The 23,442-nt window shown below is 65.4% G+C and carries 19 protein-coding genes; 1 reads left to right on the forward strand and 18 read right to left on the reverse strand.

From position 1 onward, the window contains the following. Positions 1-54: 54 nt before the first annotated feature. The 15 genes from tssH to HOP52_RS06930 form a co-directional block, all read right to left on the reverse strand. The gene (tssH, locus tag HOP52_RS06860; RefSeq protein ID WP_238976623.1) at positions 55-2,793 is read right to left on the reverse strand and encodes a type VI secretion system ATPase TssH; all 2,739 of its coding nucleotides are present in this window, start codon (positions 2,791-2,793) and stop codon (positions 55-57) included. Between the two features lie 2 nt (positions 2,794-2,795). Continuing rightward, a complete protein-coding gene (gene tssG / locus HOP52_RS06865; protein WP_238976624.1) occupies positions 2,796-3,821 on the reverse strand; it encodes a type VI secretion system baseplate subunit TssG in 1,026 nt (341 codons plus the stop codon). Then, on the reverse strand, positions 3,818-5,683 hold the full coding sequence (gene tssF, locus HOP52_RS06870; protein ID WP_238976625.1) for a type VI secretion system baseplate subunit TssF: 1,866 nt from the start codon (positions 5,681-5,683) through the stop codon (positions 3,818-3,820). The genes tssG and tssF overlap by 4 nt, the downstream gene beginning before the upstream one ends. Before the next feature lie 27 nt (positions 5,684-5,710). Beyond that, complete coding sequence (gene tssE / locus HOP52_RS06875) at positions 5,711-6,460, reverse strand: type VI secretion system baseplate subunit TssE (protein WP_238976626.1); 750 nt, start codon at positions 6,458-6,460, stop codon at positions 5,711-5,713. A gap of 66 nt (positions 6,461-6,526) precedes the next feature. Then, positions 6,527-7,012 carry an Hcp family type VI secretion system effector gene (locus HOP52_RS06880; protein ID WP_238976627.1) on the reverse strand — a complete coding sequence of 162 codons (486 nt, stop codon included), beginning with the start codon at positions 7,010-7,012 and terminating at the stop codon, positions 6,527-6,529. Positions 7,013-7,110: 98 nt separating this feature from the next. Continuing rightward, complete coding sequence (gene tssC, locus HOP52_RS06885) at positions 7,111-8,613, reverse strand: type VI secretion system contractile sheath large subunit (RefSeq protein ID WP_238976628.1); 1,503 nt, start codon at positions 8,611-8,613, stop codon at positions 7,111-7,113. Positions 8,614-8,616: 3 nt separating this feature from the next. After that, complete coding sequence (tssB, locus tag HOP52_RS06890; RefSeq protein WP_238976629.1) at positions 8,617-9,135, reverse strand: type VI secretion system contractile sheath small subunit; 519 nt, start codon at positions 9,133-9,135, stop codon at positions 8,617-8,619. A 70-nt stretch (positions 9,136-9,205) separates the two neighbouring features. Next, complete coding sequence (gene tssA, locus HOP52_RS06895; RefSeq protein WP_238976630.1) at positions 9,206-10,228, reverse strand: type VI secretion system protein TssA; 1,023 nt, start codon at positions 10,226-10,228, stop codon at positions 9,206-9,208. A 234-nt stretch (positions 10,229-10,462) separates the two neighbouring features. Next, positions 10,463-11,737: a TIGR02270 family protein gene (locus HOP52_RS06900; RefSeq protein WP_238976631.1), complete on the reverse strand. Its 1,275-nt coding sequence runs from the start codon at positions 11,735-11,737 to the stop codon at positions 10,463-10,465. Positions 11,738-11,739: 2 nt separating this feature from the next. Further along, positions 11,740-12,663, reverse strand: coding sequence for a hypothetical protein (locus tag HOP52_RS06905; RefSeq protein WP_238976632.1), 924 nt, complete (start codon positions 12,661-12,663; stop codon positions 11,740-11,742). A 10-nt stretch (positions 12,664-12,673) separates the two neighbouring features. Beyond that, positions 12,674-13,726 (reverse strand): PAAR-like domain-containing protein, encoded by a 1,053-nt coding sequence (locus HOP52_RS06910; protein WP_238976633.1) that lies wholly within the window; start codon positions 13,724-13,726, stop codon positions 12,674-12,676. Further along, entirely contained in the window at positions 13,726-14,769 is a 1,044-nt protein-coding gene (locus tag HOP52_RS06915; RefSeq protein WP_238976634.1) for a hypothetical protein, read from the reverse strand. Before HOP52_RS06915 ends, HOP52_RS06910 begins: the two co-directional genes overlap by 1 nt. Beyond that, entirely contained in the window at positions 14,766-15,881 is a 1,116-nt protein-coding gene (locus tag HOP52_RS06920; protein WP_238976635.1) for a DUF2169 family type VI secretion system accessory protein, read from the reverse strand. The genes HOP52_RS06915 and HOP52_RS06920 overlap by 4 nt, the downstream gene beginning before the upstream one ends. A 13-nt stretch (positions 15,882-15,894) precedes the next feature. Continuing rightward, entirely contained in the window at positions 15,895-16,386 is a 492-nt protein-coding gene (locus HOP52_RS06925) for a DUF6484 domain-containing protein (protein ID WP_238976636.1), read from the reverse strand. Positions 16,387-16,415: 29 nt separating this feature from the next. After that, the gene (locus tag HOP52_RS06930) at positions 16,416-18,578 is read right to left on the reverse strand and encodes a type VI secretion system Vgr family protein (RefSeq protein ID WP_238976637.1); all 2,163 of its coding nucleotides are present in this window, start codon (positions 18,576-18,578) and stop codon (positions 16,416-16,418) included. A 244-nt stretch (positions 18,579-18,822) separates the two neighbouring features. Here HOP52_RS06930 and HOP52_RS19710 point away from each other — a divergent pair, with 244 nt between their 5' ends. Beyond that, a complete protein-coding gene (locus HOP52_RS19710; protein WP_238976638.1) occupies positions 18,823-20,421 on the forward strand; it encodes an autotransporter outer membrane beta-barrel domain-containing protein in 1,599 nt (532 codons plus the stop codon). A 312-nt stretch (positions 20,422-20,733) separates the two neighbouring features. Here HOP52_RS19710 and HOP52_RS06945 read toward each other — a convergent pair whose 3' ends face one another. The 3 genes from HOP52_RS06945 to acuR form a co-directional block, all read right to left on the reverse strand. Beyond that, entirely contained in the window at positions 20,734-21,507 is a 774-nt protein-coding gene (locus HOP52_RS06945) for an enoyl-CoA hydratase-related protein (RefSeq protein ID WP_238976639.1), read from the reverse strand. Between the two features lie 135 nt (positions 21,508-21,642). Further along, positions 21,643-22,623 carry an acrylyl-CoA reductase (NADPH) gene (gene acuI, locus HOP52_RS06950; RefSeq protein WP_238976640.1) on the reverse strand — a complete coding sequence of 327 codons (981 nt, stop codon included), beginning with the start codon at positions 22,621-22,623 and terminating at the stop codon, positions 21,643-21,645. 48 nt (positions 22,624-22,671) lie between these two features. Beyond that, positions 22,672-23,304: an acrylate utilization transcriptional regulator AcuR gene (gene acuR, locus HOP52_RS06955; protein ID WP_238976641.1), complete on the reverse strand. Its 633-nt coding sequence runs from the start codon at positions 23,302-23,304 to the stop codon at positions 22,672-22,674. Positions 23,305-23,442 lie beyond the last annotated feature (138 nt).

Genomic DNA, 23,442 nt, shown 5'->3' on the forward strand with positions numbered 1-23,442 from the left:
TGGAAACGAGCGTCAAGCAAGGGGCGATCCGCTCAGGGCACCCTCATCACGTCTTCACGTATCGAACGAACAGGCGAATTCGGCCTCCTCCACGCTGACGTGCACCCGTGCCACGGGGCGGTGGTCCACCAGGCGAGTCAGGAATTCCCGGCTCAGCACGGGCAGCAAGGAGTGGGTCAGGATGGCGTCGATCATCCGTCCCCCGCTCTCGAGCTCGACACAGCGCTCTCGGATGAGCTCGAGCACCGCCTCGTCGTAGCTGAACGGCACCCCATGACTCTCCTCGACCCGCTGTCCGATCCGGCCGAGCTGCAGGCGGATGATCGCCTGCAGCATCTCGTCGCCCAGGGGGTAATAGGGGACGGTCACCAGGCGTCCCAGCAGGGCCGGGGGGAACACCTGCAGCAGGGGACCACGCAGGTGCTTGTTGAGCTCGTCCACCTCGGGACGTCGTCGGCCGCTGTCGCACGCCTGCATGATCAGCTCGGTGCCCACATTGGTGGTGAGAATGATCAGGGTGTTCTTGAAATCGATCAGGCGTCCCTCGCCATCCTCCATATGGCCCTTGTCGAACACCTGGAAGAAGATCTCGTGCACGTCGGGGTGTGCCTTCTCCACCTCGTCCAGCAGCACCACGCTGTAGGGGCGGCGGCGCACGGCCTCGGTCAGCACGCCCCCCTCGCCGTAGCCCACGTACCCCGGCGGCGCCCCCTTCAGGGTGGAGACCGTGTGCGCCTCCTGGAACTCGCTCATGTTGATGGTGATCAGGTTCTGTTCGCCACCGTAGAGTTGTTCCGCCAGGGCCAGCGCGGTCTCCGTCTTGCCCACCCCGGAAGGGCCGGCAAGCATGAACACCCCGACGGGCTTGCCGGGATTGTCCAGGTTGGCGCGAGAGGTCTGGACCCGCCGGGCGATCATGTCCAGGGCATGATCCTGCCCCTTGATGCGGGCACCCAGGCGATCCGTCAGGCTCAGCACGGTCGTCACCTCGTCCTTGATCATCCGCCCAACCGGGATGCCGGTCCAGTCGGCCACCACCGAGGCCACGGCCTGGGCATCGACGCTGGGCAGGATCAAGGGTGCCTCGCCCTGCAGCCGGTCGAGCTCCTCCTGCAGCGTCTCCAGGCGGGCCATGGCCGCCACCGGATCGAAGGCCGGGGCGGCGGTGTCGCCGCCCTCGCTGCCCTCCGCGCCCGTGGCCATCGGCGTCGCCGCTGCCCCCTCGGTGCCCTCCTCGGCCACGGGCGTATCGACGCGTCCGGTCTGTTCTCGCAGCTGTCGGCGCAGTTCGAGGATGTCATCCACCAGCACCTTCTCCTGCCGCCAGCCGGCCTCCAGCTCGGCCAGACGCTGCCGTTCCGCAGCCAGGGCCTCGGCCACCTGCTGGTCCCGTCCCTCGATGGGCAGGCCCACCGCCCGCTCCCGGGCGATGATCTCCGCCTCGGTTTCCAGCACCTGGATACGCCGCCGACTGTCCTCCACCTCCGCCGGCACCCCGTGCTGGGAGATGGCCACCCGGGCACAGGCGGTATCCAGCAGGCTGACCGCCTTGTCCGGCAACTGGCGGGCCGGGATATAGCGGTAGGAGAGCTGGACCGCGGCGGTCAGGGCCGCGTCGCGCACCAGCACCCGATGATGCTGCTCGAGCACCGTGGCCAGCGAGCGCATCATCGCCACCGCCTTCTCCTCGCTGGGTTCGGGCACCTGCACGGCCTGGAAGCGCCGAGTCAGCGCCGGATCCTTCTCGATATGCTTCTTGTACTCCGCCCAGGTGGTGGCCCCGATGGTGCGTAGGGTACCCCGGGCCAGGGCCGGCTTGAGCAGGTTGGCGGCATCGCCGGTGCCGGCCGCCCCACCGGCACCGACCAGGGTATGGGCCTCGTCGATGAACAGGATGATCGGTTTCTCGGAGGCCTGGACCTCCTCGATCACCTGGCGCAATCGATTCTCGAACTCCCCCTTGACGCTGGCCCCCGCCTGCAGCAGGCCGACGTCCAGGGAGCGCAGCGAGACCTCCTGGAGCGGCGGCGGCACGTCGCCGCTGGCCAGCCGCACGGCGAAGCCCTCCACCACGGCGGTCTTGCCGACCCCCGCCTCGCCGGTGAGCATGGGGTTGTTCTGGCGCCGCCGCATGAGGATGTCGACCATCTGGCGGATCTCCTCGTCGCGCCCGATCACCGGGTCGATCTTGCCCTGCCGGGCCTGCTCGGTCATGTCCACCGTGAAGCGCCGCAGCGCCTCCTGCTTGCCCATCTCGGCCGGCGGTACCGGCCCGCTCGCCTCGACCGGGCTGCCGCTGGTGGCCGCCAGCCGGGCCTCGGGTGACGCCGCCAGGATCTGCTCCCACTCCTCCACCAGCCGATCGGCCGAGACCTTGCGAAACTCACCGGAGAGGTTGGGCAGCACATGGCGCAGGCCGGCGGTCTTCATCAGGCCGACCACCAGATGGCCGGAGCGCACCTGATTCTCGCCGAATCGCAGGGTCGCCCAGACCCAGCCCCGCTCCACGGCCTCCTCGACATGGGAGGAGAGATCGGAGATCGAGGTGGCCCCGCGTGGCAGGGCATCCAGGGCCCGGGTCAGATCCTGGGCCAGGCGCGCCGCATCGAGCTCGAAGTGGCGAACGATGTGCAGCAGGTCGGAATCGCTCTGCTGCAGCAACTGATGGAGCCAGTGCACCAGCTCCACATAGGGGTTGCCACGCAGCCGGCAGAAGGTGGTGGCACTCTCGATGGCCTGGTAGGCAAGCGGGTTCAGCTTGCCGAAGAGTTGGGTGCGACTGATATCTGCCACGGCTATTCTCCCCGGCCGGGACTCTCCGGCCCGCGCCGGGAAGCGCCCCGGCGCCTGTGTGCATCACGGACGAGGGCCCGGGCGGCCTTGTGATGCGAACGCCGCCCGAGCCAGGTGGACATGCCCAGACGCTGCCCGCGCGAGAGGCGCAGCAGCGGCGCCTGCCGCGGCTTCAGGTTCAGCTCCAGGTCCCAGCCGAGCTCGTCGCCCACATAGCCACGCACCAGGTCGCCGAGCTCGAGCAGGCCGGGCTGCCCCGGCAGATAGTCGTCGTACTGTTCTCGGGTCAGCGACTCGAGCACGATCCGGAAGCTGAACTGACACTGCCATGAGCGGCCCCCCAGGCTGGCATCCCGCCCCAGCCGGCCGACCGGACTCCCCGTTCCCAGGCAGAGCCGCTCGTGGTCGGGAATGGTCAACCAGCGGGCCTGGAAGGGCTCCACCCGGACCGCGACCCCGAGATGATCCTCCAGGATATCCTCCAACCCCTCCTGACAGCGGGTCAGGGCGGCGAAACGGCCGACCCGATGCAGCTTGGCGCGGTCGTCCACCCTGTCGCGCCCCAGCAGGCCCGGCGTTCCCAGGCCGGCCAGCGCGCCCAGATACTCGAAGAAGCGGTTGTCGGGACGGTCTGCCTCCACCGCCGGAGAGGCCTCCGCCCAGGCGCGATAGAAGAGCGAGGCCAGGCGATGATGGAAGAGGTTGAGGAAGTCGGCGAAGCTCGGGTCCTGGTGCAGGCGGCGCCGCTCATCGGCATACTCGGTGAGATGCAGCGGCAGCGGGCCATTGGGGCCGAGCAACCCGAACCCCTCGGCATGGATCCGCGGCACCTCGCCAGGCTCGATATGGGTGATCTCCCCCGGCGCGAAGCGCAGCGAGGGCATCTGGGCGAGCCGCACCGCATCCTCGGCGACTCGCCGGCTACGCCCCAGGCGCGCCCGGTCCGGCGCACTGGCCTCGACCCAACGCAGGGCCGCGAAGAGGGTGAAGCGCTCCGGCGCCTCCATCAGGGGTCTGGGCAGCGTCATAGGACCTCCCTCCTGCCCGACCTCGCCGGCCAGCGCATCATCTCGCCGCGCTGCTGCGACTCGACGACGGTCTCGGTGAAGCTGTTGACGGACACGTACTTGGCGAAGAAGCGCTCCAGGACGGCACCGAGCAGGAAGGCTCCCACGCCTGTGAAGGCCTCCTCGTCGAGGCGCAGCCGCAGTACCAGGCCGTTGCCGAAGCAGATGGGGCCATTGACCGGCATGCGGCGCACGGCGGGCCTGGCATCGATCGACACCACCCCCTCCACATGGCGGGCCAGGGGCCCGCCGGGGTCGACATGGAGATCGAGCAGTTGGCGCAAGGCCCGGGCGCCGCTCCCCTCCTCATCGATCAGGGAGAGGTAGTTCAGGGAAAGCTGACTGATCAGCCGCCAGGCGGTTTCCCCGGAGGAGAGAGCCGCCCGGGGGCGCGTCGGCCCCGCCAGGATTCGCACCGCCTGCACCGGCGCCGCCGTCTCCAGGGTGAAGTCGGTCGCGCCCTTGCCCACCGCCATCTGGATCGGCAGATCACGGTTGGTGCACAGCAGCGTCACCTCGAGCTGGCGCAGGTCGGCCGGATAGGGCGCCTGGCGCTCGTCCACCAGCGAGACGAAGACCTCGCTGCCAAGATAACCGGTGCGGCTGCCGTGTCGACGCTGACGAGCGGAACTCAGCCGAGGCCGTCGGGAGACCAGAAAGTAGGCGCGGGACTCGGCATCCTCCACGCCACGCCCGACCCGATAGAAGAGATGGAACGGGTAGCCGCCCTCCCGGCTGTGGGTATGGCCGGTGACCGACTCGACCCGATACACCTCGAGATCCATGGGGCGATTGCGATCCGGCACCACATGGAACTCGCTCTGCTCCGGGGTCACGGCGATACGATCGGCGCGATAGGGAAAGAGATTGATCGCCGGCGTCACGTTGAGCCGAAAGACCTGAGCATCCAGGCCGTGCTCGAGCCTGGACTCGCTGCGCTTCAGCAGCAGCGTGATCTCGAGCCGCTGCCCTGCCAGGCGCCTCAGCCCGGGCTGCAGACCGGTCAGCTCGGCGAACAAGTAGCGTTGGGGAAAGGCGAAGTATTCCTGGAGCAGCCGATAGCCATCGAAGGCGCGCTTGACCGAGGGCAGCAGGGCCTCGTGGCGATCGAATCCCGGCTGGCGCATGCCGATACCCGCTTCGACCCTGGCCTCCCGACCGGGGTCATCTCGCAGGCAGGCACCGGCAAAGGCCCCGTGCAGCAATTCGTAGAGCCACATGGGCAGCTCGTCACCGCCATGCAGGTAGAACGCCAGGCGATCGAGGGGCAGGTCGGCGAGGCTGCCGGCGTTGGTAAGCTCCAGCTCCAGTTGAATGGCCGAGCGGACCCCTGCCGGTGTCGGCAACCCACGGGCCGCGATCATCCCGGGATTGCTCAGGTAGCGGGCCTGGGTCACCTGCAACGGCCACAGGGTGACCTCGTGAGCCGTCCGATACTGGCAGGCGGTCTTCTCACCCTTTCCCAACTGACTGCGCAGGGCCGTCCCGGACGGAATGCGATAGCCGGTATCCAGGCTACCCGCAGAGAGATCCGGCTGCAGGACCACCATGGCCATGGAGGGCACGGGGGCGGAGAGATGCGGATAGACCAGCTCGAGCAACTGGTGGGTGAAGTCGGGGAAGCGGGCTTCGATCTTGTGCTGGATCCGCGCCGTCAGGAAGGCGAACCCCTCCAGAAGGCGCTCGACATAGGGGTCGGCACAGTCGAGCTCCTCCATGCCCAGGCGTCCGGCGATCTTCGGGTAATCTCGGGCGAACTCGGCCCCCATCTCCCGGATATAGCGCAGTTCCTGTTCGTAGAGTCGGAGTAGATTGGCATCCATAGCGTACGCCCGGGGTCGAGGAAGCGATCATCGTTCGGCGACATCTCGCACGCGGATCGAGGCATCGTGGAGATCGAGTTCGGTGTGCAGGTAGAGCTGCTCCGGCAAGGGGTGCCCCCACAGCTCTCCCTCGATCAGGAACACCAGGGTGTTGAGCCGGTCATCGTCGCCCTGCTCGAGGGGGGTCACCAGGACATGCCGAATCCGCGGCTCGAACCGCTCGATGGCACTGCGCAGCCGCTCTGCCAGCCGGGGGGCATCGGTACCGGAGAGGTTCAGGCCCGCCGTTTCCGGCACGCCATAGTTCAGCACCGAGCGCTCGACCTGGGGGTACCCCTCGAGGGGCACCAGGTCCGACAGGCAACCGGTGTTCAGCAGCCAGCCCAGGTCTCGCAGCACCAGTTGCCGCAGGCGCCGCGACGAGATCACCCGGTCGTCGCGGGATTCATCGCGATTGGCCACCAGGCGACGCTGCCGCACCTCCAGCAGTGCCGACAGAGGGGGCGCCTCGGGCCGCGGCCTGAGTGCCAGCACCTGACGAAAGGGGCGGACCTCCGGATGATTCTCCCAACACTCGATGCCCTCCTGGTCCTGTTCCACCACCCGCACCATGCCGAGCGTGCCGAGCATGTCGCGGAGGGTCTCGCGGCTCAGGCCCGCCTGGTCGAGCGCCTCGTCCCGGTAGGCCAGGCCGAGTCGCTCGAGAAAGCGGGCCCGATCCGTCAGCCGATCCAGCAGTGACGGCTGCAGGGCCTCCCTGTTCAACAGTTCCGGCATGTCCCTCCCGACCGACGGGCCCGGCCTCGGCCGAACCGTCGGCGATCACCACGAGCACTCCGACCCTCAGGCCGGCTCGTTCCTGGCAATGTTGTAGCCAAAGTCCACCGAAGCCAGCGGACTGCCGTCGTTGTCCTGGGGGGTATAGGTCACCTTGAACTCCCCGAAGTTGAGGGAGAAGGTCTCCGTCGACCGCTCCTCGCCCTGGGCACCGCCGGTCTGCCAGGAGCTGACCAGGATGTTCTCCAGTTCGATCACCAGGAACTCGACCGGCTCGTCGCCCCCCGCCTTGCGGCAGGTCAGCGTGCCCGAAGCAATATGCTTGCCGACGGACACCGCCTGGACCAGTGCCGGCGTGGCCTTGTCCACGTACTTGACGATAGTGAGATCCTGTACGCTGACCTTGCCGGCGCCGCCGCCGCGGGCGATATGCATGGTGCCGGAGTTGCTCGCCCCCCAGGTGAAGGAGAGCAAATCGATCTCGCTCTCATGGGCGTGATCGGAGGACTCACCATCGATTCCGTCCAGTTTCAGAAACATGTCTACGGCCATGATGCCTTACTCCTTTCCCGATGGTATTCGGGAAGACTCCGCGATCGCCGACCCTGGATCACGCCAGGCTGCCGGCCCCTACGCTCCGGCCGCTTCCTCTACCCCTTGGCGGAGGGCAACTTCGAGACCAGCCGCAGCGAGACCTTCAGTCCTTCCAACTGATAGTGCGGCCGAAGATGAAAGACCGAGTTGTAATAGCCGGGATTGGCCTCGTCCTCCGTGACCTGCACCTCGGCCGCCGCCAAGGGCTTGCGCGCCTTCGTCTCTTCGGTGGCATTGGCCGGATCGCCGGTGACGTATTTCATGATCCAGCCCTGCAGGTATTTCTGCATATCCTCGCGCTCCTTGAAGGAGCCGACCTTGTCACGCACGATACACTTCAGGTAGTGCGCGAACCGCGTGGTGGCGAACAGATACGGCAACCGGGCCCCCAACTGGGCATTGGCCGTGGCATCCGGGTCGTCATACTCCGCCGGCTTGTGCAGGGTCTGGGCGCCGATGAACGCGGCTACATCGGTATTCTTGCGATGGATCAGCGGCATCAAGCCGCTCTTGGCCAGCTCGGCCTCGCGCCGATCGCTGATGGCGATCTCGGTGGGACATTTCATGTCGACGCCGCCGTCGTCACTGGGGAAGGTGTGCACCGGCAACCCCTCCACGCTCCCACCTGACTCGACACCCCGAATCCGGGTGCACCATCCGTACTGCTTGAAGGAACGATTGATGTTAACCCCCATGGCATAGGCGGAGTTGGCCCAAGTGTACTTGCCGGCATCCGGCCCCGCGGTATCCTCCTCGAAGTTGAACTCCTCCACCGGTTCGGTGGCGGCCCCATAGGGGAGCCGGGATAGGAATCGCGGCATCGCCAACGCCAGGTACTTGGAGTCTTCCGACTCCCTGAGCGAACGCCAGGCGGCATATTCGGGCGTGGAGAAGATCTTGGTCAGGTCACGGGGGTTGGTCAGTTCCTGCCAGGAATCCATCTGCAGCAAGCCGGGATCGGCCCCCGCGATGAACGGAGCGTGGGCGGCCGCGGCGATCTGCGCCATGCCGGACAGCAGCTCCACGTCCTGGGGGCTGTGATCGAAATGGTAATCGCCGAGGATGCAGCCCACCGGCTCGCCACCGAGCTGCCCGTACTCCTCCTCGTAGATCCGCTTGAAGACCGGGCTCTGGTCCCAGGCGGTCCCCTTGTACTTGCGTAGCGTCTTGTGCAACTCCTTCTTGCTGATCGGCATGAAGCGGATCTTCAGCATCTCGTCGGTCTCGGTGTTGTTGACGAGATGGTGCAACCCCCGCCAGGCCCCTTCCAGCGCCTGGAACTTCTCGTGATGGAGGATCTCGTTGACCTGTTCGGTGAGCGTCTCGTCGATCTCCGCGATCATCGCATTGATGGTGCTGATGGCATCGTCGGAGATCACCGTGGTTTCCCGTAGCGCCTGTGCCGCCAGGGTCTTGACCGCCGTCTCCACCTCCTCGCGGGCCCGGTCGGACTTGGGTCGAAACTCCTTCTGCAGCAACTGGCTGAAGTCATCCGCCGAGACCGCCTCGGCCGCCTCGGGTTGACCCTGTGGATCCTTGTCGGTGTCTGTCTCGGCCATAACTTAGCCCTCGCTCTGGGTGTCTTCGTCGCCCTTGGGCCTGGCTCCCAGGGTCTCGAGCAGGCCCGGATCGTTCAGGACCTTGGCAATCAGTTCCTCGGCACCGGACTTGCCATCCATATAGGTCACCAGATTGGCAAGCTGCTGGCGCGCTTCCAGGAGCTGACGCAGTGGCTCGATCTTGCGCGCCACCGCCGCCGGCGAGAAGTCGTCCATGCTCTCGAGCTCCAGCTCGACCGCCAGATTGCCTTCTCCGGTGAGCCGGTTCGGCGCCGCAAACTGGAGGCTGGGGCGCAGTGCCTTCATGCGCTGATCGAAGTTGTCGACGTCGATCTCCAGCAGCTTGCGGCCATCCACCGGGGGTAGCTGCTCCTGGCTATCGCCCACCAGATCGGCCAGCACCGCCATCACGAATGGCAGCTGTACCGTCTTCTCGGCCCCGTACAGCTCGGTGTCGTACTCGATCTGCACACGCGGCGCCCGGTTCCGGGCGATGAATTTCTGGGAACTGGGCTTGGCCATGATGGTGTACTCTCCTCAATCCAGACGTTCGGACGATATCGCCGGCTCCTTCACTTTCCGGTCGACATCGTCACTCTGAGTTGCCGTCTCCCCTTAGCTTCTCTCCCTGGGCCACGGCATCAGGCGCCACATCCCGAAGAATAGTCAGAAAGTCCATATCCACCAGCCGCTGTGCCCGTTCCATCAGCAGCGGTACCGGACTCGACGGTTCGTGGCGGCGAAAGTAACGGGCGATTCCCTGCATGGCGGCAACCGCTTCCCGACGACTGCGGATCTCACCGTCCGCGGCCGGCGCGATCGGCGCGTCCGGGGAGGCGGACACGGCCGGGGGATCGTGGGCGGAGGATGGGCTATCCGGCATCCCCTGTTCGCTCCCGGCCCCCGTCCCCTCGGGCAGGTAGGTGCGCAGCGCCACACCGATCCGCTGCAGCTGCTCCTTCAAGCGGGAGAGGTCCGGTGCCTGTTCGGAACCGCCGTGATCGCGAAACAGGTCCTCGATCGCCGCCACCTCCTCGGTGGCGCTGGCGACCGCCGCTTCCAGCTCTCCCGTCGCCTCCTGGCCCACGGCCCGGAAGACGGCCTGGATGACGCCCACCTCGGGCAACTCCCCCTCGTCCCCTTCGGGCGCCTCGACCTTGCCCTCGGCAATCTCGATATCCTGCAGGCTGAATCGCCCCATGGCCCGATCGGTGACGAGGGGAAGATGGCGCAGAGGCTTCAACACCTTGTGATAATTGGTGAGATTGAAGAGGGCGCTGGAACGCTCCAAGGCATCGCCGTCTTCATCCAATGTCGGAAACAGCGACTCCCAATGCTGCTCCAGCAGGCCACGGAGTAATTGCAGCCCTTCGGCGAAGCCGGGTAGTCCCTGGGTATGAAGCAGGGCGGCGGTCAGATAGACGGCGGGGCGAAGATCATGGCTCCTCTCCAGCGCCGCGATACAGGCTGACCGCAACGCTTCCCACTCGGGCTCCTCTTCGGGAGCCCCCCATTTGGCCAACATGTCCAGGGCGATAATCTCGCCCTCCGCATCCAGATCCACCCCTGCCGGCGACTCCTCACGATGCGGCTCGAGCAACGCTTGCAGATCCATGGAAGGATCTCCATCTCGGTGTATGGGCGACACGCCTGGCCTCGCTGCGGTATCGCCTGCCCCACGGAACACCACGAGGACGCGGAACCCCTCATCCTGTTGTATGAGGTATAGCACCAGTATCGGCACTGCGCGAAACCCTGACGTCCTGGAACTTCCCCGAGCCGACGCGGAACCTGTCCGGCAACCAACTGAAAGTCCGTTGCCATTTCCCCAGGCGTTTCGGATGCCCAATCATCGAACTCCCGGCTGCGACCCCAACCTCTGCTGCTGGATCTCTCCCCGCGCCCGGACCTCGAACAAGGGCTCACCGGGCGCCAGCAGCCTTCGCTCCAGCGCCGCCGCTACGCGATGACGTTGCAGGCCCCGACACAGCACCCACTGAAGATGCTCCGGCGACAAGGGGTGACCGAGCAGATAACGCCGCCCCGGCTGAAGCGTCGCCCGATGGCGGCTCCACCAGTCGGTGACGCGTGTCGCCTCCGGCCAGGGCAGATCCTCGTCGGCATCCATCGCCACGGTCTCATCCTCGGGGTTCTCCGGGGGGCCGGCCTCGAATCCCTCGGGCCACTCCCCTTCGAGCTCTTCGTAGGCCAGGTCCACCCCGGTGATCAGGGTGAAGGCTTCACCGGCGACACGGGCGATTTCCGCAATCTCCATCTGCGCCAGCAGCCAGGGCACATTACTCGGATCGCCGAGGATGCCGCTGGCCACCACCGCCTGGCGCAACCGCTGCGGCTGTCGGGCGAGATGCTCCAGGTACTGTTGCCCCTCCTGCGGGGCCAGTGCACGCAGCGCCACCCCGAGCGCCCTAATGGCCCATCGCGGGTGAGCCGCCTCCACAAACGCCAGGGCCACCCGGGGGGCGGTGGCGCGATCCCCGAGCAGGGTCGCCGCCCAGGCGGCGGAGAAGCGCACCGTCTCGTCGTCGCTGGCCAGGCGGGCCTGCACCGACGGCAGCAGGTCCGTTCTCCCCAGGCGTGCGGCCACCCGCAGCGCCGTCCCGCACAGGGCCGGATCATCGGCCCCCAGGGCGTCGAGTAGCGGCCGCCCAGGATCCACCCCCTGTGAAGCCGCCGCCGCCAGCCCCAGCCGGCGCCAAAAGGGCGCTTCCGCCGCCAGCAGCATCCGGATCTCGCCGCGCCACCAGGCGCGATCGACCCAGCCGAAGGCCGACACCAGCCCCCGCTGCGCCTCGGGCGCCGCGCCGACCGCCTCGTAGACCCGGCGGATCCGCCCCGCCTCGCCGCTTTCCAGCGCCAGCACCGCGGCGGCAAAGACCTCGCCGGGCTCCCGATACTCCAGTTGCTCAACGCAGGCGGCCCAGCCGGCGTCTCCGGCGATACGCAGGCCGTCGAGGTGGGCCTCGACACGCTTGTCCAACTTGGCCAGATCGACCAATGAATAATGCGGCGCAGCAACAGCCCCCTCACGCAGCAGCCACAGGAACGCTGCTTCTTCGGCATGGTGATCAACTACTTGATCAAGGATGCGTGAGATCAAATTCACATTTACGCACCTGTATAGAAAACCTGTTTCCAGAGAACCCCATCATCCGTATACACCAAGTGATTGGCTCCCGCTGACCAAAGCACCCCATCACCAGCATGGAGGCAGCCAGTCGTAAGTCCATCACCGAGTCCAAGATCCTGTTCGACAAGGCCGCCACCCTCCAAGACGTACACTTTCGTCAAAGATGCCAGATACACCTTACCTTTGAAAATCTCAAGTCCATATAGATTATCTTCCGTAACATCATGACCAACTGCCACAAAATTGTCTCCGCTACCCGCCAGCACAACACCTCCCGCGCCACAGCAGATGACCATATTATTATTACGATCACAGACAACCCTGTACAAAGCAACATTGGTTGGACTATCCAGATGGATCCAGAACGCTCCATCATACCGCCACATCTCACCCGAATAACCCACCGCATAGATATCTGTTACCGACATCCCGTCAACTGAATTAAACCCAGCCAGCTCTCCTTTACTCGCTCTGACCCCTGCGTCAATCCGGTTCCACGCTCCTGCCTCTTCTCGTCTGTAGGCCATTCTACCCATCCCAACCACATAGCATTTACCATCAATATACCTTGCATCACGCATATACCCCACACTACGAGGCCCTTCATGCGATGAATCGATCATCTCCTCTGAGAATCCGCCAGTCGATCCATTGAGAACCTCTCCATCAACCCCTATGACGAAAAGTTGAACTCCAGGATTATCGGTGCCGCAAATGGCTGAGGAATCCCAATTGATCCTTCGATAGATCCATGAATCGTTGTGAAGCTGCAGAAACTTCGTATGGCGCGCCTCCTCCTGAATCAGATCTTTCTCCTGAGAAAGCACCCAGACACGGTCTCTATTGCATACGAAGACCCGCGAAAAAATAAGGTCACTGGACGAGGGCGGCATAATGGACATATATACTCACCTATAGAGCATCTGCACCGACATCTTTCTGGGCATCGGTAAGTGGCGATCTATCCGCACGAAGCTTGGTCTCATCGCTTTTTACACCAATCTGGCCATGGTATGAATCAAGCTGTGCTTCTAGACATTTAGAACGACATTTTGATTTCGGAAATGTTTCCTCATGAGCCGCAATTGCCCCCTTCTTGGCAGCACCATAGTTCCAACTTCCTCCATCACCTCCCATCTGGCTTCTAGGCCCCTCTGGAGCCATATAGGATCGCTCATGCATGCCTTGTATCGCGTGCATACTTCCGTGGTCACCATCGTAACGAGAGGATTCGTCACAACAGACACAGGGCGCTTTCTTGTCATCATACCTGGCAAACCCATGCACCCGATTACCACTGGCTCGCTCACCTACTTTAGTGAAACAATGCACCTCAATCAGGTGATGAGGGGTTTGTCCTTGACAGCAGCCCTTTTGACCAGCCTCCTTGTCTGGCTTGTACGGAACCAACATGCACTTTTTCGCTTTCTGACATTTCTTGTCACTGCATTGCTGCTCATCATCTAGCCCTTCGCATGCTTCCTTCTCAGCTGCTTTCTCTTTTGAGCAAGGGCCTCCCCGAGGATTCGCCATCTGATCAATATAAGGCCATGTTGGCGTATTAGCTGGCATTGAGGCATGATTATGTGTCGTCGCATCCATATGTCGAACGACATTTTCCCCCTCGAACTTCACATCCATCGACCAGCTAGTAAAATACACCTTCCCTCGATTAACGCTGGTCACGACACCTTTCTTGGCCGCACTCCCCGCCTCGTTTCCTATACTTTTCTTGAAATGCGACTTATTCTTCAGCATGACCTCCTTCCGGGAGATCTTGACGTTCTTGCTGCCGCTGGTCGTATCCTTCGCCATGCCGGTATTCGGGTAGGGCACCGGCACGCCGGGCGGGGTGGCCGGGTTTTCCGGGGGGGTCATGCAGACATCGGGGAAGGCGGCGATGGCTTTCCCATCGGCGGCCTTGCAGGAGATCTCACGACCGTTGGCGAAGACGTCGTTGCCCATCAGAAGACCCTCACCGGCTGGTAGCTCAGGATGACGGCGGCGCGGCGGCCATCGTCGTTGCCGAAGTGGGCGAGCACGTTATTGCCCGGAGCATAGGCCTTGGTGACGGCGGCACGGGCGACGGCGAGTACCACGCCGCCGATGGCGGCCCCCACCTCGCCGATGCAGTCCGCCGGGTGCCAGATGTCGTACTCCGCCTTGCGCTCGCGCAGCAGCCGGCTCAAGGCCAGGGTCGCTTCCTTGAAGCCGTACTGCTCGCCGGAGACATCCACGATGCGGAAGTCGGTGGCCGCCAGGGTGGTGCCCACCTCGGCCAGGGCGGCGCGGATCGCCGCCACCAGGCCGTCCGCCCGCAGGGGCTGCTCCTCGGCCTCCACGTGGGCAGTCTCGGTGCCGAAGCCCAGTCCCAGGCAAAGCAGCTGCGGCGTCTCGCTGGGACGCGCCAGCTCGACGACCAGCGCCGCGGCCGCTTCGCCGGGGATAAAGCCATTGGAGTTCTGGCTGCTCAGCAGCCGGTCGCGAGCCTCATAGGCCGCCAGGGTCGGCCCGCTCAGCAGGCCATCGACCCCCGCCACCATGACCCGATCCACCTCGCGGCTGACGAGCAGCTCCCGGGCACGCCACAAGCCCGCCGCTACGGCGATACGCCCGCCGGCGATGAGCCGTGATTGAGGGTGAAAACGCCGGCCGAGTTCGGTTTCGACCTCGGTCAGCAAGGCATCGTCCAGCCCATCGAGGCGACCGGGGCGCGTCGCTTCGGCAACGCCGAGGAGCAGCGGCGTCACCGCCGGGTCCAGGCCGGCCACCTCGTCCAGGCACTCCTGCAGGGCCATGGCCAGCATCTTCACCAGCTTGGCCCGGCCGCGCCACGGCTGTTCCAGGGGCACGTCACAGCCCAGCAGCCACTCACCGCCGGCATCCATGAAGCGGGTCTCCTGGAAGTTGTCGATGGCGCAGCGAATGGCGGCACAGGCAGCCGGCGCCGTCAGCCCCACACCGGTGACCATGCCGGTGCCGAGGATCGCCAGCGCCGGCGCGTTCATGGCTCGTCTCCCGGCTCACCGGAACGCTTGGCACGCACCACGGAGGCCAGCGAGGCGTGGTACTCCTTGCCCAGCTCTCGGGCCCGCCACCAGCCACGCGACATCCGTCCCACCAGCACCTGGGGAATCTCAAAGAGGTTACGGCGCAACGGGAGGCTGGCCCGCCAGCTCAGGGTGAAGAGGCCGGCATCCGGCAACAGGAAGATAGTGTCGAGAACGGCCAGGGTCTCGTGACGCTCACCGCTCTTGCGGAAGAAGACCACCGGCACCTCCACCTGGGGCAGGTGGAAGAGAGTGCGCCCTTCGGGGGTCAGATTGAGCAACTGCACGGGCTCACCACCGCGAGGGAAGGTAATCTGCTGATCCGCCGGCGCGGCCTGGTAGTAGGCGTCCTGGAAGTCCTGCGGCAGGAAGGGGAACTCCTCGTCCAGCCAGCGCTGATCGTAGGTGCCGGCATAGCCCAGCCGCGGTTGCCAGCCACGCCCCAGCGGGCCGAATGCCATCGGCCGGTAGTCCCGATTGGGCATCTTCACGGGGCGATCCAGCTCCTCGGTGCTGGGCATGGGCGTACCGTCGATGTAGCCGCCCTTGAGCTTGCGGTGGTACCCCTTGCCCACTGGATTGGCCATGTAGGCCGAGTGCCGGCTCTCATCCGGGTGGAAGTCATCGAGGCCACCGAAGGCCTGGTCGTAAGTAACGGGCTGGCGGGTGAACATCTGGGGCGGCCCGGGGCTGATGGCGATGAGCCCGGCCTGCCAGCGGCGCTCGCCGACCACCAGGAACTCCTTGGCCATGCCCGCCACCTGCAACCCCACCGGCACTCGCGCCGCCGGCCGGCCGCCTGGCGCATGGGCGGTACCGTGCAGCAGCACATCGCAGCGCGGCTTCCAGGGGACATAGTCGGTTTCGAAGACCGGTGCCGAGAAGCCCGGCTCGCCGGTGAAGGTATCCGCCGTCACCAGGGGGAGTTGCTCCTCGGCCAGACGCACCCCCACCTCGCTTCGGGGGAACTCGAAGGTGCCCTTGACGACCACCACCAGGTGCTCCCGGCCGCTGGGCTCCAATCCCTGGGTATAGCCGGCCTGCATCGGAGTGGCATTGATCAGTTCCATGGGCGTGGGCTCGTCAGTTGATCTGCACCGAGCCGCCCTTGATGCGGTTCACGCCCGAGGAGCGACTCAGCAGATAGGCCCCGCGCAGCAGGATCTTGCCGGCCCGGGTCAGGGTGATGCTGGCGCGCCCGCAGCGCAGCACGATCTCCCGGTCGGCCCGCAGCTCCAGGCGCTCGCCGTCCCTCTCGGCGATCATCGCCGGCGCCACGCCGGGGCTCCCCAGGGGGCGATGCATCCGCCCCAGGATCAGCGGGCGTGCCGGGTCGCCGCTCTCGAACATCAGGGCCAGCTCACACCCGATGTCCTCGCGCCCCAGGGCAGCGACCGTGCGAGCACGCCAGGCAGCCCCAGCCTCACCACCGGACAGCAGGCCCTCGGGCAATGCTACCCGGGGATGCCCCCCCTCATCGAAGTCCACCAGCACGCCGATCACCACGCCATCGATTCGCTCCTGGCGAACCGGGGGGTGCTGCTGGAGAACGACGTCCGCAAGATCGTCGGCCATGGGTGATTCTCCTTGCCGGTAGGCCCCGCTCAGTTCTGCAATATCTTCTTGCCCTTGATCACCACATCCTTGCCGGCCTTGATCTGGACGCCACCGGAGCCCTGGATAGTGATGTCCTTGCCCTGGATGGTGATGGACCCATCCTTCTTCATGGTGATGCTCGACTGGCCGGTGCGCATGACGACCTGATCACCCGCCTCGATGCTCAGCCCCTTGCCCACCGTGACGGTCATGCCCTGGCCCACACTGAGGGAATCGCTGCTTCCTACCGCACTCGATCGGTTGCCACCGACCTGCTCGTCGCGGCTGCCAGCCACGGCTTCCCGCAGGCTGGCCCCCACCGCCAGGCTCTGGAGGCCCCCGACGATCACCGAACGCAGACCACCGACGTTCGTCTCCTGGGCCCCCGCCACGTTGATCATGTCGTTGACCCCCACGGACTGGGTGCGGGTCATGGCCACATTGAGCACATCGTTGCCGCTGACGGTATGGGTACGGTTCTGTCCGATGGCGACGGACTCGCTGCCGCCCACGGCCTCGGTGCGGTTCGCCCCGATCTGGATCGTTTCGTTGCTGCCGACGGTTTCGCTACGGTCATTGCCGATGGTGGTCTGCTCGTCGTTACCCACGGAGCGGGTGCGGTCGTTCCCCACGGCATGCCGCTCGTCGTTGCCGACGACGGTATCCTGATCCTTCTGGGCATGGACATGCAGCAACTCCTCCCCCGCCGTGTCGTTCATCGAGATCTCGTTGTAGCCGCCCCCTCCCGGCGTGGAATTCGACTTGACCCCCCCGACCATAGCCTGGTCGGGAAGATCGAAGGGCGGCATGCAGTCGGCGTTGTAGACCCGGCCGACGACGATCGGCCGATCGGGATCTCCCTCGAGAAAGGCGACGATCACCTCCTGGCCGATGCGGGGCACGAACATGCCCCCCCAGCCACTCCCGGCCCAGCTCTGGGAGACGCGAACCCAGCAGGAGCTGTTCTCGTCCTTGGCGCCTTGCCGATCCCAGTGGAATTGGCATTTGACGCGGCCATAGCGGTCCGTCCAGATCTCTTCCCCCGCCTTGCCGACCACGATGGCCGTCTGCAGCCCCTGCACCACCGGCCGTGGCGTCAGTCGTGCCGGCCGAAAACAGACGCCGCTATCGATGGCCGAGAAGGTGCAACGGCTGGAGGCCTTTTCGGGCTGGGCGGTGGCCTCGTATTCCGCGGCCCGGATATCGATCTCGCTGGCGGTGACCAGGTACTCTCGGTTTTGATCCCCTCGAGGGTGCCCTTTCAGCTCGAAGAGGCCACCGCACATGAGTGCCCTGAGGTTGCCGATGGCCTTGATCTGCTCGAACTGCGTCTGGCTCTCGTCACTGCGCACCGCCGCCAGGTGGCTCCCCTGGGGTGACGCCTGGAGAAACCGGCCCGGGTAGTCGTAGGCTTCGTAGCTGGCCGCCAGGTGCTCCCGGGGACGAGACTCCTTGGCTTCAGGCGGATTGCGCGGATTCTCGAAGTCGAAGTCGCGCAAGGCGAAGAGTTCGGTCTGGATCTGCTGGCCCAGCCACCAGTCCCAGACATGATCCTGAGCCCGCCCCCTCTCCGTCTCCGGGGGAAAGAAGCTCACCTCCTCGCATCCCGGTATGCGCTCATGGGAAACGGGAGCATCCGCCAGCACCAGGACATGCTGCCCCTGGGCATGACGAAAGAAGTAATAGATGCCCTCCTCCTCCATGAGACGGCTCAGGAAGTCGAAGTCGCTCTCGCGATACTGAACGCAATATTCCCGAGGCTCGTAATCCTGGGAAAGGGCATCTTCGAAGTCCGACTGGCCATGCTCCGAAAACAGCGTCTGGATGATTTCCGGCACGCTCTGGTTCTGAAAGATGCGGCAATCCCGGGTCAGGCTGAGATACCAGAACCAGGGGCGAAGCCGCGCCCGGTAGAGTGCATACCGCCCACGCCTGCCCACCTGAGAAAACGCCACCACACAGCCATCGAAATAGCGCTCGCCCTCTTCCAGCTCGAGGCTGAGCGTGAGCTTGCCGCCCAGCACATCGGGGAAGGGGATATCCTCCGAGGTAGCCAGGAGATCCGCGGTAACGTCGAAGGGCCGTCCCAGCGCCTCGGTACCCGAGAGCCGCAGAATGCGGAAGTCATTGGAGTAACGGCCGGTGAGCCGGAGATGCTGCTGCTCACTCATCGTCCTCTGCCTTATCTCATGACGCCTGGCAGCGCTGGCGGTATGAGAGGCAGTCTAGTCGAGCCCCGTGAAACCTGCATAAGCCCTACCGGAAGGAGCCTTGCAGCGTCCAGAGGCTGTGACTAGTCTCAAATCGAACGCGTCAAGAGAACCGCTTGCCGGGCGACATCGCCTGCAAGGGAAGGCCGGTGGACACATCGCTTCGAGTCGGCATATCTCCAGCATGGGACAGGGAGGGTGCACCGTGATCCAGCCAAGCAACCTGCAGGATGGCAGCAAGCCAACCGTCAGCCAGCATTCGGGACGCCTCTGGCCCTGTCGCCTCGTCGCCGGCTCGAGTGCTATCGCCGCGCTACTCTTCGGCCTGACCCTCTCGCCCCCGTCACATGGGCAGGAGATTCCGGACTTTCCCGATGAAGCAGAGGAGGTCGAGCAGGAGCCCGATGAAGAGGAGTTCGATGAAGAGGAGTTCGATGAAGAGGAGTTCGATGAAGAGGAGTTCGATGAAGAGGAGTTCGATGAAGAGGAGTTCGAGCAGGAGCAGGAGCCGGATGAATCGGAGCCGGAGCGCGTCTCCCCGGCGGAGCGGGAAGGCCTGACGGAGCGTCAACGGGAAGTTGCGCGTACCCTGCACAACGCCTGTGACAGCGTAAGGGAGATGCCGACCGAGAGCTGGACGACCCGCCAGCGCGACCTGATCGCCGTTTGTGAAGCCGCGGCGGCCTCCGAAGACCCCGGCACCAACTACTACGACGGCCTGGCGCCCGAGGAAGTGGCCGCCCAGGGCCGAGTCAGCCTGCAGAGCCTGCGCCAGCAGATGGACAACGTGGCCCAGCGCATGGGCGAGCTGCGTGCAGGAACCACCGGCCTGAGTACCGGTGGTCTCACCCTCGCCCAGCACGATGGCCTGACGCCCTCCGGCCTGTACGGTAACGTACTTGGCGCCGGCGCCAGCGGCGACAACGACATCCTGGCATTCAGCCAATGGGGCGTCTTCGTCAACGGTACCGTCTCGCAGAGCCGCCGCGATACCACCATGGGGGAGCCGGGATTCCGCCGCGAGAGCTACGGCCTCACTGCCGGCGTGGACTATCGTCTCACCGCCGATACCATCGTCGGTGCCGCCCTGGGCTTCACCCGGACCGACACGGACCTGCGCCGCAATGCGGGGAAGGTGGACGTGAACGGTTACAGCCTCTCGCTCTATGGCACCCGTTTCCTGGGTGAGGCGTTCTACGTCGAGGGCATCGCCACGGCGGGACGCAACCGCTACGATACGGTGCGCACCGTCTTCGTTGAACCGATCGGCACCCAGAGCGCGATGGCCAAGCCCAGGGGCAACGAATATGGGCTGGGGCTGAATGTCGGTTACGACCGCCCCAGCGGTCCCTGGACGACCAGCTACCAGGCCGGCTTCGACTATCTCCGCACTCGCATCGACGGCTACACTGAGAACCCCAGCCACCCGGACAACCTGGGTGCCGGGACACTTCTGAATCTCGACAGTCAGACCATCGAATCGAAGACGGCGGAGGCCGCCGTCCAGCTCTCCTATGCCGCCAGCCAGTCTTGGGGCGTCATGCACTACAGCGGTCGCCTGGGCCTGGAGCATGAATTCGGCGACCGGAGCCGCTCGATCACGGCCCAGTTCCAGGAGGATCCGACGAATACGACCTTTGCTCTGCGCACCGACTCCCCCGACCGCACCTATCTCAACCTGGGCGCCGGGCTCACGGCCCAGATGCCCCGGGGCCGAGCCGCCTATGTCTTCCTCGAGAGCGTGGAAGGTCGGAGTGGTTATCGCCACTATCAGGTCGATGTCGGATTCCGGATGGAGTTCTGAAGGAGGCCCACACCAACCCGGTGGACGGCCACGACCCCACTTCGGCGTGGTGCTGGAGTGGCACGAGTGGGAGGCCCTGGCCGAGCGGCTCAGGGCCCGCGGCGTCGAGTTCGTGATCGCGCCCTAAGTGCGCTTCAAGGACCAGGTCGGCGAGCAGGCCACCCTGTTCCTGCTCGACACCTGCGGCAATGCCCTGGAGTTCAAGGCCTTCAAGGACAGGAGCCAGCTCTTCGCCAAGTAGCCCTGGTTCCCATGCGACGCGGCCGTGGCGTTGCCGCCACGGCCCCTTCATTTTCGGGTACCCGAACGCCATCAGAAATTGGGCTTGCGCTTCTCGAGGAAGGCGCTCATACCCTCTTTCTGCTCGCCGCCGGCGAAGCCCAGGGCGAACAGGCTGGTCTCCAGCGCCAGGGCGCTGTCCAGGTCCTGATCCATGCCATCGTGCACCGCCTGCTTGGCATTGCGCACCGCCTCGGGGCCGTTGCCGGCGAGCTGTTTGCTCAGCTCCTCGACGTAGCCCTCGAGCTCGGCCTGGGGCATCACCCGGTTGACCAGGCCGATGCGCAGGGCCTCGTTGGCATCGATCTTGCGACCGGTGGTGACCAGGTCGAGCGCCATGGCCGGGCCGACCCGGCGCGGCAGCCGCTGGGTGCCGCCGAAACCGGGAATCACGCCGAGCAGCACCTCCGGCTGGCCGAAGACGGCGTTGTCGCTAGCCACCGCCCAGTCGCAGGCCAGCGCCAGTTCGCAGCCGCCGCCAAGACAAAACCCGTTCACCAGGGCGACCACCGGCACCGGCAAGGTCTCAAGACGCTTGATGGTGCGGAGCGCCTGGCGGGCGAAGGCACGCGCCTCTTCCGGCGTCTTGTCGCGCATCTCGGCAATGTCGGCGCCGGCGACGAAGGACTTCTCGCCCGCCCCGGTGATCAGCACGCCGCGCAGGTCATTGCGGGCCTCCAGCTCGGTCAGCACGGTTTCCAGCTCGCCGAGTACCGCGCTGTTCAGCGCGTTCAGTGCCTTGGGGCGGGAGATGGTCAGGCGCACGACGCCGGCGGTATCGACCACCTCGATCAGCTTTTCGCTCATGGGAACTCCTGCAGTTGTTATTCAGGGAAGACCCCTTACCCTAGCGAACGCTAGGTTGGTCGGCAATCCCCTCTTTGTCGGGGGCGGCTCGCCGACAGCGCCACGCGGGCCGGTCGGCACGCTGCCCGCGAGGGATTACGCCATGCTGACGACGACTCTGCCGCGCACGCGGCCAGCGAGCAGTTCCTCCGCCTTGCCGATGGCCTCCTCGAGGCCAATGGTCTGGGTAATGGCATCCAGCTGTTCGGGGTCGAGCAGTTCGCCCAGCCGGCGCCATGCCTCGAGTCGCTCCGCCCGGGGTTTCATCACGCTATCGATGCCGGCCAGGGTCACGCCTCGCAGGATGAAGGGCGCGACCGTGGCGGGCAGATCCATGCCCTGCGCCAATCCGCAGGCCGCCACCGTGCCGGCGTAGCGCGTGGAGGCGAGAACGTTGGCCAGGGTGTGGCTGCCCACCGAGTCGATGGCGCCGGCCCAGCGCTCCTTGGCCAGAGGCCGCCCCGGCTCCGACAGCTCACCGCGGTCGAGGATCTCCTGGGCCCCGAGCTCACGCAGATAGGCTGCCTCCTGGGGCCGTCCCGTGGCGGCGATGACCCGATAGCCCAGCCGCGACAGCAGCGCGATGGCATAGCTCCCTACGCCGCCATTGGCGCCGGTGACCAGCACGTCGCCCTGGTCCGGGTCGACGCCGTGACGCTCCAGCGCCATGACCGCGAGCATCGCCGTGTAGCCGGCAGTGCCGATGGCCATGGCCTGGCGAGCGCTGAAGGCCGAGGGGAGCGGGATCAGCCAGCGGCTCTGCAGCCGCGCCTTCTCGGCCAGGCCGCCCCAGTGCCCCTCGCCCACGCCCCAACCATTGAGCAGGACGCTGTCCCCGGGCTGGAACTCCTCGGAAGTCGAGGCTTCGACCGTGCCTGCCAGGTCGATCCCCGGCACCATGGGAAACTGCCGGACCACCGGCCCCTTGCCGGTGATCGCCAGCGCATCCTTGTAGTTGAGGGTGCTGCAGTCGACCCGTACGGTCACGTCACCTTCCGGGAGCTGCGCTTCGTCCAGCGTCTGGAGTCCGACCCGCTGCTCACCATCTGATTTCTCGATCAAAATTGCCTTGAACATCATTCACCTCACTTTTAGACCGATCGTCTAGTTAATGGCATGAAAAAATTACCGAGGCAGCCCTTGAAGATAGCACTCGAGAAACACTTCCATGGGCCGCACGCTTCGCGCCAGCCGGGAACGCATCACGGCGCCCTCCCAGCCGATCCAGAAAGCTTCGGCAAGCAGACTGCAATCGGCGTCCCGGGAAAGCTCACCCGCCGTTTGCGCCTCTTCCAGGCAGCGCGCCAGGCGCCGCTGCCAATCATCCAGCGTCTCCTGCAGTCGATGTCGATACGCATCCGGCAAGCTGCCGACCTCCTGCCCCAGGTTCCCCACCAGGCATCCCCGCCGAAAATCATGACGCGCCATCCCGGTCTTGGCATCGGCCACGAAGGCATCGATTCGACGAAGCGGCGGTAGCTGCGTGTTCAACAGGTGGCGATCCAGCTTGTTGGCGAAATAGGCCCCGTAATGCGCCAGGATGGCGAGGCCGAAGGCGTCCTTGCTGGAGAAGTAGTAGTAGAAGGACCCCTTGGGGACGCCGACTCGCTTGAGAATGCCGTCGATCCCGGACGCCGTGAACCCCTGCTCGGTCAACACCTCGGTGCCGCTTCGAATCAGCGCGGCGCGCGTGTCCTGATCGGCCCGGGGCGACTTGGGGGGACGCCCGCGGCGGGGCTTGGCTGCTGAATGGGTCATGCGACACAATATAGACCGACCGTCTATAAAATAGCAAGAACAAGCCGGGGGCATGTCGGCCCCCGGCTCGTATCACAGCATTACCGCGCCATTGCGCCGATATCGGCCCAGCCATCGCCGAAGGACGACCGAACCTGG

The organism is Billgrantia campisalis (assembly GCF_022341425.1).
Lineage (GTDB): Bacteria > Pseudomonadota > Gammaproteobacteria > Pseudomonadales > Halomonadaceae > Halomonas > Halomonas campisalis.